Consider the following 15,299-nt stretch of genomic DNA (forward strand, 5'->3'; position numbering starts at 1 on the left):
CGGCCACCCGCCCTCGCGTGGTCACCGCGTCGGCGCGGCGTCCCCCTCCCCACCGGCGACGGTGCGGCGGCCGGCCGCGTCGCGGCGGGTCGCCCCCGCCCGGTCCAGCGCCTCCAGCAGCGGGATCGCCACCCGGCGTGAGGTGCCCAGCGCGCGGCAGGCCTCCCCGACCGTGAACGGCCGCGGGATCGCCCGCAGTCGGGCGAGGGCCCGCTCGGCCGCCCCGGCCGGCAGATGGACCTCGCCGTACCGTTCCAGCTCGCCGCGCCGCACCAGCAGGGCGAGGGTCTGGCCGGTCAGCCCCCACGCGGCGAGCTGGGGCCGGCTCGGCGCGCGGAACGGCGTGGCGCGCAGCGCGGACCGCAGCCGCGCGAGCGCCTCGGCCACGGCGGGCGGCAGCCGGTCCGCCTCCGCGCGGCGGTAGAGCAGGCCGCCCTCCACCGCCAGCTCCTCCACCGTCAGCGCCTCCCCGGCCGGGGCGGAGCCCGGACCGGCGACCAGGCCGGCGACCAGGCCGGCGTCCGGCAGGTCCAGCCGCTGCCGCGCGACGCCGAGCGGCAGCCCGGGGTCGGTGGGGTGGTCACGGGCGTACGCGGCCACCTCGGCGGCCAGTTCGCGCCGCAGCCGCCGCGCGTGGTCGGGGTCGAGCAGCCAGTCGCCGACGACCACCGCGCCGGGCGGTCCGCCCTCGGGCACCTCGACGCCCCTGGCCCGCAGCGTGTCCACGCGGGCGAGGCCGACGTCGCGCAGCACCGCGAGTGCGTCGGGCCCGGCCGGCATGGCCGCGAGGCGGCGCCCCCGTTCGGCGCCCGCGCCCCGCCGGGTCAGCTCCGGCGGCTCCACGTCCAGCACCACGGCGCCGGCCAGCAGCCGCGAGCCGGGGTCGCGCAGCAGCAGCCGGTCGCCGAGGTGCAGGTCCAGCGGCGTCCGCAGCCGCAGCCTGGCGGCCTCGGGACCCAGCCGGCGCAGCCGGGCGCTGGTCACGGCGGTCCCGCAGTGCACCAGCGGCTCGGCGGGCAGCCGTTGCCCGTCGGGGAGCGGCCGGGTCAGCCGGACGTCGACCAACCCGGTGCGCCACCAGCCGCCCGGCGTCACGAGGGCGTCGCCACGGCGGACGTCGGTGTGGGCGACGCGGCGCAGGTTGACCGCGACCCTGGCCGGCGCGGTCACGGCGTCGACCCGGCGGCCCAGGCACTGCAGGCCGCGCACCGCCGCCGGCCGGCCGTGGGGGGCGAGGTCGAGGGTGTCGCCGACGGTCAGGCGTCCGGCGGTCAGCGTGCCGGTGACGACGGTGCCGGCGCCCGCCACGCTGAAGGACCGGTCCAGCCACAGCCTGACCGGGGCGTCGGGGTCGGCCGCCGGGTGCGCGGCGGCCAGCGCGGCGAGCCGGCCGCGCAGGGCGTCGAGCCCGGCGCCGGTGCGGGCGCTGACGGCGAGCGCTCCGACCCCCTCCAGGCTGGTGCCCGCCAGCCGCTCCCGGGCGGCGGCGAGCGCGGGCGCGGGGTCGGCGAGGTCGGCGCGCGTGACGACCAGCAGCCCGGAGCGGACGCCGAACGCGTCGATGGCCTGAAGGTGCTCCTGCGACTGGGGCATCCAGCCCTCGTCGGCCGCCACCACCAGCAGCACCGTGGGCGCGGTGGCGACGCCGGCCAGCGCGGTGGCGAGGTACCGCTGGTGGCCCGGCACGTCCACGAAGGCCAGCGGTTCGCCGTCGGCCGGCGTCGTCCACACGAAGCCGAGGTCGATGGTCAGCCCGCGGCGCCGCTCCTCGGCGAGCCGGTCCGGATCGGTGCCGGTGAGCGCGCGCACCAGGGTGGACTTGCCGTGGTCGACGTGACCGGCCGTCGCGACGACGTGCACGTCAGGACCCCTGACGGTGGGCCGCCGCGACGGCCTTCGCCAACTCCTCGTCGGCCTCGGGCGGCACGGTGCGCAGATCCAGCAGCAGCCGCCCGCCGCGCACCCGGCCGACGACGGCGGGGCGGCCGGTGCGCAGCGCCGCCGCCAGGCGGGCGGCGACGCTGACGGCGGCGCTCGGCAGCACCGTCCCGGGCGCGCCGCCACCGCCGACGCGTGCCTCGCTGGGCGCGACGCGGGCGTCGACCCCCCGCGCGAGAAGCGCGCCGACGAGGGCCTCGGCCCGGTCGGTGAGCTCGGGCAGCGCGGCGCGAAGAGCCTGCTGAACGGGCGGCAGCGGCCCGCGGAGCGTCGCCTCCAACGCCGCCAGGGTGAGCTTGTCGACGCGCAGCGCGCGGGCGAGCGGGTGCCGCCGCAGCCGCTCGACCAGCTCGGCACGGCCCATCAGCAGGCCCGCCTGGGGGCCGCCGAGCAGCTTGTCCGCGCTCGCGGTGACGAGCGCGGCGCCGTCGGCGAGGGCGGTGGCGGCGTCCGGCTCGTCGGGAAGGAGCGGATGCGGGGAGAGCAGCCCGGAGCCGATGTCGTGGACCACCGGCACGCCGAGGGTGGCGAGCTCGCGGACGGGGACCGAGGAGACGAAGCCGGTGGTGGTGAAGTTCGAGGGGTGCACCTTCAGCAGGAACGCCGTGCGGTCGTCGCAGGCCGCGGCGTAGTCCGCGAGGTGGGTGCGGTTGGTGGTGCCGACCTCGCGGAGCCGGGCGCCGGTGGCCTCAAGCAGCTCCGGCAGCCGGAAGCCGTCGCCGATCTCGACCATCTCGCCGCGGCTGATGACGATCTCGCGGCCCTGGGCCAGCGCCGTCGCGGCCAGCACGAGCGCCGCCGCGTTGTTGTTGGTGACGTGCACGGCCTGCGCCGCGGGCACGGCCTCGGCCAGCGCCGCGAGGACGGCCTCGCCCCGCCGGCCACGGAGCCCGGTCGCCAGGTCGAACTCGACGTCCGTGGCGCCGGCGGCGGCGTGAAGCGCCTCCCGGGCGGCCGACGACAGGGGCGCCCGGCCCAGGTTGGTGTGGACGACGACGCCCGTCGCGTTGAGGACGGGCAGCAGCGAGGCGGCCGTGTGGGGGAGCGAGGCCACGGCCACGTCGGCCGCCTCCTCCGGCGCGATCGCACCCTGCCTGACCTGCCGGAGCGCCGCCGACACGGCGTCGCGCACCAGCCGCCGGCCGAGCCGGTCCGTGGCCGCGCGCAGGCGCGGATCGGCGAGCACGGAGTCGGTGCGCGGCACGCGCCGCCTGCCGTCTTCCAAGGAGAACTCCAGCGGAGGCGTACGGGAGTCGGCCTGGCTCCCGCCCGCCCCTGGCCTGGGGCGTCGGCGACAACCGGGGAGGCGCCGTCCCGGAGCACGAGGGCGCCGTGGCCGGCGGAGGCGTACGGGAATCGAACCCGCCCGGCCGGGGTCCCCGGCCACACCGGTGTTGAAGACCGGGAGGGCCACCAGGCACCTGTCCGCCTCCTTCGCGGAAGCGAGTGTAGAGGACGGCCGATCGACCTCGTGAGACCACGGCCGCGCCGCGCCAAGTCCCCTCGGGACCACTAGATTCGCCCCATGGACCAGCTCCGACTGACCCAGCTCGCCCACGGCGGCGGCTGCGCCTGCAAGATCCCGCCCGGCGAACTGGACGCCCTGGTGTCCCCCCTGTCCGCCCCGCACGGCCACGCTGCGGGTTTCGCGGGGGAGTTGCTGGTCGGTCTCGACGGCGGCGGTGACGACGCCGCCGTCGTCCGACTCGACGGCGAGCGCGCGGTCGTCACCACGGCCGACTTCTTCACGCCGGTGGTGGACGACCCCTACGACTGGGGGCGGATCGCGGCGGCCAACGCCCTCTCCGACGTCTACGCGATGGGCGGGGAGCCGCTGGCCGCCGTCAACCTGCTCGGCTGGCCGCGCGAGACGCTGCCGTACGAGCTGGCGGCCCGGGTGCTCAGCGGCGGTCGGGACGTGGCGCACGCGGCGGGCTGCCACGTCGGCGGCGGGCACAGCGTCACCGATCCGGAGCCCAAGTACGGGATGTCCGTCGTCGGCGTCGTGCACCCGGACCGGATGCTGCGGATGGACGCGGCGCGCCCGGGGCGGGCGCTGACCCTGACGAAGCCGCTGGGGACCGGCGTGCTCAACGCGCGCCACAAGGCGACCGGCACCGTCTTCCCCGAGGCCGTCGCGTCGATGGCGGCGCTCAACCGCGACGCCTCGCGCGCCGCGGTCGCGGCCGGGATCCGCGCGGCGACGGACGTGACCGGGTTCGGGCTGCTGGGCCACCTGTACAAGATGGCCCGCGCGGCGAAGGTCACCGTCGTGGTGGAGGCCGCCGCCGTGCCGTACCTGGCCGACGCCAGGGCGGCGCTCAGGGACGGCTTCGTCAGCGGCGGCACCCGGCGGAACCTGGAGTGGGTCACGCCGTTCGTCGACTTCGGCGCCGCGCCCGAGGAGGAGCGGCTGCTGCTGGCCGACGCGCAGACCTCGGGAGGGCTGCTGCTGGCCGGCGAGCTGCCGGGCTTTCCCGTGATCGGGGAGATCGTCGAGGCCGGTGCGTCGCCGGTCGTGGTGCGCTGACGGCGCACGCCCGCGGGACGCGCCGGCCGCCGCGGTCTAGGCGCGTCCAGCAGCACGGATGGCGTGTCACCCACGGCGCGCAACGCCCTTGCCACGCGGCCGCATTGACCGTACATTGACAAAATCGTTCGGCTCGACCACCCTCCGCACCCCGTCGCGACCGGAAGGAACCTCATGGCGTCGGCCGCCACCGTCGACCACCGCGCGCTCGACGGCGTCGCATACCGCCTCACGAGCGACCTCGACCTGGGACTGCCCTCCACCTCCGTCGCCGACGTCACCGTCGACGGCCACCTCGTCGAGTTCACCGCCGGCCCGGCCGCGTTGGGCGACGACATCGCCCAGACCCACGGCATCAGCGCGTTCGACACCGAACTCTCCTTCCGGGGCGGCACGGTCCGCACCGCGACGCAGCGCGTCTACGACCCGCAGACCAAACAGGTCGAACGCCCCACGCTGGTGGTCTGGCGCGGCGCCCACCACTCCCTGGTGACGAGGCTGTACCGGGTGACCACCCGGGACGTGCTCGGCATGCTGCGGACCCTGCGCCTGACCGAACGCGCCGACGGCCTGACCCTCGACCCCGACCGCGCAGCCGGCAGCGGGTTCGCCCGCCCCGCCAGCGTGATCAAGGAGGTCCCGGGCCTGGGCCTGCTGGAGATGACCGAGCCCACCAGGGAGACCACCGCCCAACTGCCGCCGTGGAAGGGCCTCGCCGTCCGCGGCGGCGAACTCTACCGCGACACCCTCTCCGACGGCCGTCCCTTCTTCGTGCTGTCGGCCCGCACCGTCTGGGCCACCGTCGTGCCGCTCGCCCACACCACGGTCGAGGAGGTCCCCGGCCTGGTGCGACGGCTCGACCTGAGCCGGGCGGAGTAGGACGGCCGTGGCGACCTTCTGCGCCTCCGCGGCCACCGGCGTCGTGCTCCTCACCCTCCTCGCCGGCTGCGCCTCCCACCTCACGCGGCCGGCCGCGCTGCCCGACGCGCTGCGCCGGCACGGCGTGCTGCCCCGGCGCGCCCTGACCGCCGTCGCCGCCGCCGTCACGGCGGCCGAGGGGCTGGCGGCCCTCGCCGGGACCGCGGCCCTGGTCACCGGCGGGCGCCCGGCGTTGGCCCTCGTCCTGGCCGGCGCGGCCGTCCTGTTCACCGCCTACGCGGGATACGCCCGGCACGTCGTGGCCACCGGCCGCGGCGGGCCCTGCGGCTGCTCCCGCGCCGAGGTGCCGATGAGCGACCTCGTGGCCGGCCGCGCCCTCGCGCTCGCGCTGCTGGCCCTGGCCGGCTCCGCGCTCGTGGCCGGCGGCGCCGCGCCGGCGGCCGGACCCGCCGAACGGGCCACCGTGCTGCTCGCCGCCCTCACCTTCAGCGCGTTGCTGTGGGTGCTCCCCCTCGCGATGAACGACCCGGCCGAAGGAGGCACCTCACCGTGGACTTCGTCACCAGCGCGCTGATCGCGAGCTGGGTCGCCATCTGCCTGCTGGCCCTGGTGGTCTCCGGACTGATCCGCCAGGTCCACCAGCTCTCCAAGGGCGCCGTCCGGCCGCCGCGGCGGGTCGGCATCCAGCCCGGCGCCCCCGCTCCCGGCGTCGCCGAGCTCGTGGGCGACCAGCGCGGCGCCGTCCTGCTCTTCCTCAGCGACGGGTGCCGCACCTGCCGCGACGTGCTGGCCGCAGCCAGCGACTGGGCGAGCGGGCGCTCCTTCGAGGGCCCCGTGCTGCTCGCGCTCTACGCGGGTCAGGTGCCCGAGGCGGCGCCCGGCGCCACGCTGCCGGCCGTCGGCCACCGCCCCGACCTCTTCGACAGCTACGACGCGATCGCCACGCCCTTCGTGGTGGCGGTCGGGGACGGCGGGCTGGTGCTGCGCTCCGAGCCGGTCGGCTCGCGCGGCGAGCTGCTGGAACTGCTCGACACCCTCTACCGCGGCCAGGTAAGGAGCGCGTCATGACCCCCCTCGACCAGGTTCCGACGCTGCGGCGCGCGGGCTCGGCCGCCGCCTTCGGGCCCGACCGGACGCGGCGCGGGAGCGCCTTCCCGACGCCGTCCCCCGGCGGTCGTTTCGTCCCGCCGCGTCGCCGCGTGCTCCAGGCCGCCACCGCCGTGGGCTTCGCCGCCCTCGGCGTCTTCTCCGCCGCCCGCGAGGCCTACGCCGACGGCTACGACATCTGGACCGGCACCTGCCCCACCTACGCCTCCGGCCACGACTGCTCCCCGGGCTGCGGCCCCAGCACCGTCTACGCCGAGTCCTGCGAGACGTCCGGCGCCAACCTCGGCTTCCACAAGAACGACGGGGTCACCTGGACGCTCCGCCCCAACCAGTGCTACTCCGGCACCTACGACGGCTGGCTGTGGCGCTACAGCGAGCCGTGCGGCGCCTGCGGCTGCGGCACCGAGCGGCGCTGCCACGACGGCTACCGCAGCACCAGCTCCGGCTGGGTGCGCTCCATCTGCCGCTACACCACCGAGTGCGGCTGCCCCGGCGCCGTCACCTGGCCGACCGTCGCCAACGGCGACCGGGGGCCGGACGTCGCCACGGTGCAACACCTCGTGACGCACTGGGGGTTCGCGACCGAGGCCGACGGCATCTTCGGGCCCGACACCGAGGCCCAGGTGACGGCGTTCCAGACCGACCGCGGCCTTCCCGGCGGCGGCGTCGTCGACGCCACCAGCTGGCCCGAGCTGGTCGTCACCGTCCGCCTCAACGACCGGAGCCACGCGGTGCGCGGCGCCCAGACACAGCTCAACAAGCACGGCTACGCGCTCACCGTGGACGGCGTCTTCGGCAACCTCACCCGGCAGGCCGTCACCCACTTCCAGGAGCTGCGCGAGATCACGGTCGACGGCATCGTCGGCCCCGTCTCCTGGCGCACCCTCACCGGAACCGCGTAGTGCCGGTGACCTCCCCGTCCGAGCCGGGCGCCGCGCCGACCTGGCGGCGCCGGCTGACGGACCCGCTGGTGCCGGTGCTGGCGCTGTCCGGGGTCGCGCTGCTGGCGGTCGTGTACGCGCCCCTGTTGACGTGGGCGATCACCGGCGGCCTGGCCGGGTACTCGCTCTCCGGCTCCGTTTGAACGCGCAACAGCGCGTTCGCGCTGGCCTCGCCAGGTTGGCGGGCGGTTCATCGACAGGCCCTGGTGCTGGGCGTCCTCACCGCGGGCCTGGTGCTCGGCGGTGCCCTCACGGCGACCGCGCTGTGGCTGTTGTCGGGCCTCGCCTCGGCCGTTCCCGAGACGGGGCGGCTCGGCCTGGTCGCGGCTCTCGCGCTGCTCGGCGCGCTGCGGGACGCCGACCTGGTGCGGGTCCCCCTGCCGCAGAACGCCCGGCAGATCCCGCAGGACGTGCTCCAGCGGAACCTGGTCCGCGGCACGCTCCAGTTCGGCTTCGAACTGGGCACCGGCGTCCGCACCTACGTCTCCGCCAGCGCGCCCTACGCGATGGCCGTCGCGGTGCTGCTGTGCGGCGGCTCGCCGGCCGCCGCGCTGCTGGCCGGCCTCGGGTTCGGCCTGGGGCGGGCGCTGACCCCGGTCATGCGGCTGACGGCCGGCGACTCGACCGCCTGGGACCGGCGGCTCGGGCGGCGCGAGCGGCTGATGGCGGTGTGCGCCTGCCTGGCCGTGGCGACGGCCTTCGCGCTGCTCGCGCTGCTCTCGGCGGACGCGCTGGGCTGACGCGCGGGCTGGTGCGTGCCCCGGGTCGCCCAGCGGGGCAGCGCGCACACGGCGAGGCGGGAAGGGGCTCCCGCGCCGCCGCCGCCGATGACGGCCGCCGGCGGAAGGTGTCCGTTCTGACGTCCCGTGAGGGCACGCGTCGTGCCCCGGTTCCGGCGTCACCGCCGACCCCGGGGCACGACCTGCCGCGCTAAGCGGTGCTCACTGGATGTTGACGTCGATGCAGGCGTAGAAGGCGTTCGGCGTGTCGGCGATGTTCCACACCGCGAGCACCGTCTGCCGGCCGGAGGCCTGGAGGTCGACGGTGTGCGACAGCGACGTCGGCGGCATGGCACCACCGTCGTCGAACTCCGCGACCTTCCGGCCGTTGACGTAGTACTGCCAGGTGCTGGTGGCGTGGTTGGCCTGCAGGATCCAGTGGAACTGCGTGGTGCGGCTGACCGGGGTCGCCACCCACGGCTTGCTGTTGTCGTTGAGGTCGGGGAACCGCGAGTTCCCGCCGTTGCACTGCATGCTGCCCTTGGGCGCCTCGACGCTCCACGGCTCGTACTTGATCTGACCGCAGTCGACGGTTCCCTCGTAGCACTGGGCCTGCCGACTCGGCGGAGAGTTGATGTAGCCGTGCGCGCTGGCGGTGTTCGCCGGCAGGGTGACCGCGATCAGCGGGGCCACCGCGGCGCCGATGACCAGGGCCAGCTTTCTCTTGGCGTGCATGGAGCACTCCTTCACGGAAGGGAAGCCGCCCGAACGTGGGGGTGGAAGGCGTCGGTGTGCTGCGTGCCGGCCGCCCTCGGGGCGACTTCGCTGGGTGGGGGGACTTTCAACAGGACGTCGCCATACGGTGGGTGCCGCAGCCGCCCCGTGAAGTTGCGACGGCTGTCGCCCGTACCGTCCTGTTCCGCATGCGTGACTCGGACCCTAGGGACGTGACGGGACACGGTCAAGACGAAACCCGGCCAGCCACGACCCGAACGAGGCCGCCGTCGGCGTTCGCGCGACCGTCGTGCGCGCGGATAGGGACGCGCGCGGCGGGGCAGATGACTCCTGTCCCGGCTCCATGTCATGAGCATGATTCGGCCGGCGACCGTCGCACCCGTCCCCCCACAGGAGGATCACCGTGACACTCAAGAACGCCGCACGGGCGTTGGTCACCACGCTGGTCGTGGCGCTGTCCTGGACCCTCACCCAGACCCCGGCGACGGCCACCGCCGCACCCGCCGAGACCGCCGCCGCCGTCGTCCTGACCTACGACGCCTCCGGCGCCGAGGAGTTCGTCGACGCCGTGGACAGCGGTGCCGCCGTCTGGAACGAGACCGTCGCCAACGTCCGCCTGGAGCCCGCCGCGCCGGGCGCCGGTGCCAACATCGAGATCGTCGCGGACGACGGCTGGCCGCGCGCCCTGACCACCAGCCTCGGCAACGGCATCGTCTGGATGGGCCGCCAGGCGGTGAACGAGGGCTACGACACCGTCCGCATCGCCGCCCACGAACTCGGCCACATCCTGGGCCTGCCCGACATCAAGCCCGGCCCGTGCAGCAGCCTGATGTCCGGCTCCACAGCCGGAACCGCCTGCACCAACCCCTACCCGAACGCCGCGGAACGGGCCGCCGTCGAGGACAACTTCGCGAGCGGCGCCGCCGCGTGGACCCACGGCCCCCGCCTGTACCGCGACTGACCTCACCCGCCCTCCCGCACGGAGCGCCTCACCCGCGCCCCGCGCGGGAGGGCGCCGCGTTCCTCGCACGGCACGGCACGGCACGGCACGGCACGGCATGGCACGGCACGGACAAGGACACGGACGAGGGGCAAGGACGAGGACCCGGGCCGTTTCGTGGTGTGCCACACGGGTGCCGACCGGCCGTCACCGGCCCACGGGGTCGCCCTCGGCCTCGTCGGTCCGCGTGCGGAGCGTCGCGTGGCCGCCGTGGTGGAGGGGCGTGTCCAGCGTCACGCGGCCCGCCTCGCCGCCCGTTCGGGCGTCGACGAGGTGAACCTCGCCGTGGCCGCCGCGGGTGACGGCGATCCAGTCCGCTCCTGGCGAGGCCGCCACCGCACGGCGTTGGACGCCCTCCCAGGGGGTGCCGCCGCGTCGGGGGGCGCCGTCCATGGCGGGGAGGGGGAGGCGGTGGGCGGTCGTGCCGTCGGCGTGCAGCAGGATCAGCTCGTCGCCGTCGGGGTGGATGCGGGTGAAGGCGGCGTGGTCCCGGGCGAGGGCCAGCCGGAAGACCAGCCCCGTACCGAGTTCGGTGAGGGTCGTGCGGCCCGTTTCCAGGTCGTGGCGCCACGCCTGGTTCGTCCACTCCGGCCACCGCTGCGGGTCCGTGGGGCCGCCCCGCAGCGTCGACCACAGCGTGCGCCGCCGCGGGTCGAGCCGCAGATACCACCCCCGGGCGGGCGAACCCCACGGGATCACCGGTTCCGGGACGAGCGCGTCGCCGTCCCGGCGCGCCGGACGCACCCCCTCGCCCGTGGCGGCGAACACCTGGCCCGAGTGCGGGGCGTGGGCGTCTCCGTGTCCGTCGTCCGGTAGCGGGAGGGAGGCGTGCGGCACGAGCGGCGGGCAGCCGGGCGGCGCGCCGAGCGCGTCGGCGAAACGGTGGACGGCCAGCGCGCCGGGTTCCCGGTGCCGCAGGACGACGAGAGGGTCCCCGCCGCCCAGTACGGTCACGCCCGGCTCGCCCACGCGGGTGCGCGTCCGGGCCGCGTCTCCCGTGGCGAGGTCGACGACCGTCAGCAGGTCCGACCACGGCCCGTCGTTCCTCCCCAGGCCCGTCGTGACGGCCACCCACCGGCCGGACGGGTCGACGGCGAGATGTTCGGCCGGCACGGCGACGGGAATCGTGGCCTCCACCAGGGCGTGGCCGAACGGGGCGAGCACCAGCAGTTCGCCCCTGCGGTCGTCGACGCAGGCGGTCCGCCCGCCCGGCAGCGCCAGGAACCCGGCGTGCTCGGAGAGGTGACGGCGGGTGAGGCGGCCCGTCTCGATGCCGTCCGGCACGGTCAGCACGTGGACGTGTCCCGCCACGTGGTCGGAGACGAGGAGCAGTGGGCCGGCAGTCGTCACGGGACCTCCACGGTCAACGGTGGTGACGGCGCCGCGCGCTCGGGCGCGGCCGGGATCGGCCGCGGTCGGCCGGGATCCCGGGGGGCGGCCGGCCGATGTCACCCGGATCACCACCCGCCAAGGGTATGAAAAGAAAACCATATTCATTATCATCAGCGCTGCGGTGCTCATCCGAACCCCGCGCCCCGCTGCGACAGGGAGAGAGTTCATGGAGAACGAGCAGGTCTTCCAGCCGATCGCCGACCCGGGCCAGCTGGCCCACGACTCGGCCTCCCACTCCAACGCGCTCGTCGAGAACCCCTTCGACGACACCGAGGAGTGACACGGGGTAACGCACGCCGTGGGCCCGCCCGTTGCCTTCCGGGCGGGCCCACGGCCCACGCCCTCGCCCACGGCCCTCACCGACAGGAGAACCGACGTGTCCCGTAGACAGCTCGCACCCGGAGTCGCGGTCGTCGCCGTGCCCGGGCGGGGCCTGGCCGTGCGTACGGCCGACGGGGAGTTCCTCGGCGTGCGGACGGGCGAGGCGGACCGGGACGCACTGCTCACCCGGCTCTCCGGCACGTCGGGCGAGCCCGACGCGGAGCTCGACCGCCTCTGCCGCGCCTTCGAGGACGCCGGCTACCTCACGGGGGAGCCACGGCCGACGGAGTGGCCCGCCGGGCGCCGTGACGTTTGGCTGGTGGGTGACGCCGCGCTGACCGAGCCGCTGGCCGCGTACCTGCGGGCCGAGGGCGCCACGCCGCGGCCGGCGGAACCCGACGCCGTGACGGACGGGCGGCGGCCCGCCGCCGTCGTGTGGTGTCTCGACGGGCCCGTGCCCGAAGGGCTGTGGGAGGCGGCCGACCGGCTGCCCGACCGCGGCGTCGCCTGGCTGCGCTGTCACCGCGAGGGCTGGCAGGCGTACGTGGAGCCCCTCGCGGCCGCCGCGGGTGACGTCACCTCGGCCCACGTCCGCGCGCGCCGGCTGGCCGCCACGCCCGCGCACCGGGAGCTGTCCGCGTACTGGAACGGCCCTCGTACGTCCGGCGCCCGCGTCCGTCTCACCGCCGCGGCGGCCGGATTGCTCGCCGCGCTGCTGGCGCACGACCTCACCCGGTGGGCCACCGACGCGCCCGACACCGGCGGGCTGCCCGCCCGGCGCCGTCTGCGCCGCGTCGACCTGCGCACGCTGACCGTCACCGAGCATCCCGTGCTGCCGGTCCCCGACGTCGCCCCGATGCCCGAGAGGGCCGGATGAGGCTGCTCACCGCGGCCGTCGAGGGCCTGGTCACCGACGTCCAGCTCCCGGACGGCGACGGCCCGTTCCCCGCCGTCCTCGTCCGTACGCCCTACGACAGGCGGCGGCACCGCGCCGAGCTGCGCGGCTGGGCCCGGCGCGGGTTCGCGTGCCTGGCCCAGGACGTGCGGGGGCGGCACGCCTCGGCGGGAGCGTGGCAGCCGTACGAGAACGAGGCCGCCGACGGGGCGGAGACCGCCCGCTGGATCCGGCGGCAGCCCTGGAGCGACGGGCGACTGGTGGCGGCGGGCGCCTCCTACGCCGGGCACTGCGCCCTCGCCCTCGCGCTGCGGGCGCCCGAGGGCGCCCGCCCCGACGCCGTCATCGCCGCCGTGCCCGCGCTGGGCGCCGCCGAGGTGGCTCGCGAGCCCTCGGGCGTGGAACGGTTGGCGGCCCGCGCCGGGTGGTGGGCGGCCCACGGCGACCGGCGGGACTCCGACGAGGAGGCGTTGGCGAAGGCCCTCGCCGCCGACCCGGAGCTGCTCGCCCACCTGCCGGTCAGCGACCTCCCCACACGGCTCGGGCGGGGGCTGCCCTCCTGGCCGGGGGTGTGGCGGCACCGCGAGCGCGGCCGGCTCACCTCGCGGGCGGGGCGCGCCGACACACCCCTGCTCGCCGTGGGCGGCCACCATGACCACTTCGCCGAGGACACGGTCGCGCTGTGGCGCGGCTGGGGCGGGCCCTCGGCGCGGCTGCTGATGGGCACCTGGGGTCACGGGCTCGTCGCCGAGCCCGGCCTCGACGCCGACCCGGCGCACCGGGTGAGCCTCGGCGACCTCTACGCGCGCTGGGCCCGCCTCGCCCTCGCCGGAGAGCTTCGGCACGGGCGCCACGGCGTGATCGCGCTGGGCGGCAGCCCCCTGTGGCTGCCTGCCGGCGCGGAGGGCGAGCCGCGCACGCTGGACGTCCTGCCGCTGCACGGCGCCTCGTTCACGGCGGATCCCGAACGCCCCGTGACCTCCGGGGAGTTGACCGTCCCCACCGACGGCACGCCCGACCGCTGCCTGCTCGTCACCGCGCCGCTGCCCCACCCGCTGGAGGTCGTCGGGCCCGCCGAGGTTCGGCTGGAGGCCAGGGCCGACACGCCGTGCGCCGACTGGTTCGCCCGGCTCGCCGCGATCACCCCGGAGGGCGCGGCCGAGCGGCTGGCCGTGGGCGTCGCCCGCCGCGCCGATCCGCCGGGGCGGGCCGCGGAGTTCACCGTGGCGCTCGGCCGCCTCGGGCGGCGGCTGCGCGCGGGCACCCGGCTCCGCCTGGAGATCGCCGGACACCACTTCCCGGCCCACGCCCGCAACCCCCACACCGGCGACGACCCGGTCACGGCCGCCCGCCTCCTCGCCTCCCGACGCGAGGTCGGCCCCGGGCGCGTGGCCCTGCGGCTCCCCGTGCTCCGGTCCCGCCCCACACCCACCGATCCGGTACAGGAGATCCTTCGATGACGGCGCTGCCGCCGGAAGCACTCGTCGACCCCGTCTGCGGCATCGTCCGTAGGGTCAGGCCCGTCGAGCACCCCACGGGCACCCCGCCCCGCTGCACCGCGCTCACCGCCGAGATATCCGACGCCCGCAGGCTCGGCCTGTGGCCCGCCGACCGGGTGTCGCTCGGCACCACGTTCGGCGACCCCGAGGCCGCCCGCACGGCCGCCGTAGCCGAGGGCGTCGAGCGGTACTGCGGCAACCGTGTGCCGCCTCCCGGACATCCCGCCGCGCCGCTGCGCGCCACGGCCGCCGAACTGGCCGGGAGGGGGCTGCGGCTGTACGGCCCCGACGAGGTGCCGGCCTACGCCCCCTGGCAGTACGCCCGCGAACGCTTCCCCTACCGTCCCCTCACCCCCGACACCCCGGCCCTGTGGACGCGCGGCCGGGAACGGCTTCCCGGCGGGGAGACGGCCGAGGTCTGGGCGCCTGTCGCGCTCACCCACCTCAACTGGCGCCAGGGCGAGCTGCGTGCCCTGCCCCGCACCCACCACCTCAACTACGCGGGCATCGCCACCGGGCAGGGCTTCGACGACGCGGTCGAGCGCGGCCTGCTGGAGACCGTCGAACGTGACGCGCTCGAACTGTGGTGGCACCTCGACGGCCCGACCCGCGGCATCGACCCGGCCAGCGTGCCCGGCCTCGCCGACGACCTCGCCGGGTCCCGGCTGGCGGTCTGGCTCGCCGAGACGCCCTCGGAGTTCGCCCCCTGCGTGGCCGCGCTCGTCCACGATCCCGAGCTCGGCATCCACGCCGCCGGCTTCGCCTGTCGGTACGACCCGGCCGAGGCCGCCCGCAAGGCCGTGCTGGAGGCCGTCCACACCTGGGTCTTCACCCAGGGCCTCACCGACCCCGACGGCTGGGTGTTCCAGGCCGTCGAGGCGGGACTGCTCGCCCGCGGCCTGTACCTGGACCACCGTGCCGACCGCCGCTACCTCGACGCGTGCGGTGAGCACTTCGCCCACGTGCGGGATCTGGGCGCGCACGTCCAGGTCTGGCTGGACGAGCGGATGGCGGCGCAGGCCCGGCGGTTCACCGAGCCCGCGCACGGGACCGTCCCCGTCGAGGCGGTCGAGCCCGGCAGCCGTCAGGCGCTGGAACGCGCGCTCCGCGACGGCGGCCACCGTGTCATGACGTTCGACCTCACCACCGAGGACGTGGCCGAGACGTCGCTGCGCGTCGCCCGGGTCCTCGTCTCCGGGCTCCTCCCCAACGCCCCGGCCGCCTTCGGCTACTTCGGCTGCCCGCGCCTGGCCGACGCCGCCGTGGCCCGTGGCTGGCGCACGAGGGCGCCGAGCGCGCCGGAGGACTTCACGCTGGCTCCTCCACCCCACATGTGAGGGCTG

The 15,299-nt window shown here is 76.4% G+C and carries 16 protein-coding genes and 1 tRNA gene; 12 read left to right on the plus strand and 5 right to left on the minus strand.

Features of this window, described 5'->3' with window-relative positions; genetic code table 11:
* Positions 1 to 21: 21 nt before the first annotated feature.
* From selB to ACTWP5_RS07730, 3 genes are all read right to left on the minus strand, one after another.
* Complete coding sequence (gene selB / locus ACTWP5_RS07720; protein WP_443220017.1) at positions 22 to 1,860, minus strand: selenocysteine-specific translation elongation factor; 1,839 nt, start codon at positions 1,858 to 1,860, stop codon at positions 22 to 24.
* 1 nt (position 1,861) lies between these two features.
* Positions 1,862 to 3,163, minus strand: a complete 1,302-nt coding sequence (gene selA, locus ACTWP5_RS07725; protein WP_443220018.1) for an L-seryl-tRNA(Sec) selenium transferase — start codon at positions 3,161 to 3,163, stop codon at positions 1,862 to 1,864.
* A 115-nt stretch (positions 3,164 to 3,278) separates the two neighbouring features.
* Positions 3,279 to 3,371, minus strand: a tRNA-Sec gene (locus ACTWP5_RS07730).
* 92 nt (positions 3,372 to 3,463) lie between these two features.
* On the opposite strand from ACTWP5_RS07730, the gene selD reads away from it, so the two are divergent.
* The 7 genes from selD to ACTWP5_RS07765 all read left to right on the plus strand — a co-directional run bounded on the left by selD (position 3,464) and on the right by ACTWP5_RS07765 (position 8,135).
* Positions 3,464 to 4,468 (plus strand): selenide, water dikinase SelD, encoded by a 1,005-nt coding sequence (gene selD / locus ACTWP5_RS07735; RefSeq protein WP_443220019.1) that lies wholly within the window; start codon positions 3,464 to 3,466, stop codon positions 4,466 to 4,468.
* A 174-nt stretch (positions 4,469 to 4,642) separates the two neighbouring features.
* A complete protein-coding gene (locus ACTWP5_RS07740; RefSeq protein ID WP_443220020.1) occupies positions 4,643 to 5,347 on the plus strand; it encodes a hypothetical protein in 705 nt (234 codons plus the stop codon).
* Positions 5,348 to 5,354: 7 nt separating this feature from the next.
* Positions 5,355 to 5,921, plus strand: coding sequence for a MauE/DoxX family redox-associated membrane protein (locus tag ACTWP5_RS07745; RefSeq protein ID WP_443220021.1), 567 nt, complete (start codon positions 5,355 to 5,357; stop codon positions 5,919 to 5,921).
* Positions 5,897 to 6,415, plus strand: a complete 519-nt coding sequence (locus ACTWP5_RS07750; protein ID WP_443220022.1) for a hypothetical protein — start codon at positions 5,897 to 5,899, stop codon at positions 6,413 to 6,415. The genes ACTWP5_RS07745 and ACTWP5_RS07750 overlap by 25 nt, the downstream gene beginning before the upstream one ends.
* On the plus strand, positions 6,412 to 7,356 hold the full coding sequence (locus ACTWP5_RS07755; RefSeq protein ID WP_443220023.1) for a peptidoglycan-binding domain-containing protein: 945 nt from the start codon (positions 6,412 to 6,414) through the stop codon (positions 7,354 to 7,356). Before ACTWP5_RS07750 ends, ACTWP5_RS07755 begins: the two co-directional genes overlap by 4 nt.
* Positions 7,357 to 7,361: 5 nt before the next feature.
* Entirely contained in the window at positions 7,362 to 7,538 is a 177-nt protein-coding gene (locus tag ACTWP5_RS07760; RefSeq protein ID WP_443220024.1) for a hypothetical protein, read from the plus strand.
* Positions 7,539 to 7,601: 63 nt separating this feature from the next.
* Entirely contained in the window at positions 7,602 to 8,135 is a 534-nt protein-coding gene (locus tag ACTWP5_RS07765) for a hypothetical protein (RefSeq protein ID WP_443220025.1), read from the plus strand.
* Positions 8,136 to 8,336: 201 nt separating this feature from the next.
* Here ACTWP5_RS07765 and ACTWP5_RS07770 read toward each other — a convergent pair whose 3' ends face one another.
* Positions 8,337 to 8,849: a lytic polysaccharide monooxygenase auxiliary activity family 9 protein gene (locus tag ACTWP5_RS07770; RefSeq protein ID WP_443220026.1), complete on the minus strand. Its 513-nt coding sequence runs from the start codon at positions 8,847 to 8,849 to the stop codon at positions 8,337 to 8,339.
* A gap of 403 nt (positions 8,850 to 9,252) precedes the next feature.
* Here ACTWP5_RS07770 and ACTWP5_RS07775 point away from each other — a divergent pair, with 403 nt between their 5' ends.
* The gene (locus ACTWP5_RS07775) at positions 9,253 to 9,810 is read left to right on the plus strand and encodes a snapalysin family zinc-dependent metalloprotease (RefSeq protein ID WP_443220027.1); all 558 of its coding nucleotides are present in this window, start codon (positions 9,253 to 9,255) and stop codon (positions 9,808 to 9,810) included.
* Positions 9,811 to 9,996: 186 nt separating this feature from the next.
* On the opposite strand, the gene ACTWP5_RS07780 is transcribed toward ACTWP5_RS07775, so the two are convergent.
* Positions 9,997 to 11,199: a hypothetical protein gene (locus ACTWP5_RS07780; protein ID WP_443220028.1), complete on the minus strand. Its 1,203-nt coding sequence runs from the start codon at positions 11,197 to 11,199 to the stop codon at positions 9,997 to 9,999.
* Between the two features lie 208 nt (positions 11,200 to 11,407).
* Between ACTWP5_RS07780 and amiA the strand changes: the two genes are divergently transcribed.
* From amiA to ACTWP5_RS07800, 4 genes are all read left to right on the plus strand, one after another.
* Complete coding sequence (gene amiA, locus ACTWP5_RS07785) at positions 11,408 to 11,521, plus strand: streptamidine family RiPP (protein WP_443220029.1); 114 nt, start codon at positions 11,408 to 11,410, stop codon at positions 11,519 to 11,521.
* Positions 11,522 to 11,617: 96 nt separating this feature from the next.
* A complete protein-coding gene (locus tag ACTWP5_RS07790) occupies positions 11,618 to 12,439 on the plus strand; it encodes a hypothetical protein (RefSeq protein WP_443220030.1) in 822 nt (273 codons plus the stop codon).
* A complete protein-coding gene (locus ACTWP5_RS07795) occupies positions 12,436 to 13,917 on the plus strand; it encodes a CocE/NonD family hydrolase (protein ID WP_443220031.1) in 1,482 nt (493 codons plus the stop codon). The genes ACTWP5_RS07790 and ACTWP5_RS07795 overlap by 4 nt, the downstream gene beginning before the upstream one ends.
* Positions 13,914 to 15,293 carry a YcaO-like family protein gene (locus ACTWP5_RS07800; RefSeq protein WP_443220032.1) on the plus strand — a complete coding sequence of 460 codons (1,380 nt, stop codon included), beginning with the start codon at positions 13,914 to 13,916 and terminating at the stop codon, positions 15,291 to 15,293. Before ACTWP5_RS07795 ends, ACTWP5_RS07800 begins: the two co-directional genes overlap by 4 nt.
* Positions 15,294 to 15,299: the final 6 nt, after the last annotated feature.

Origin of the sequence: Streptomyces sp. 4N509B (assembly GCF_052245655.1) — a bacterium.
Lineage (GTDB): Bacteria > Actinomycetota > Actinomycetes > Streptomycetales > Streptomycetaceae > Streptomyces.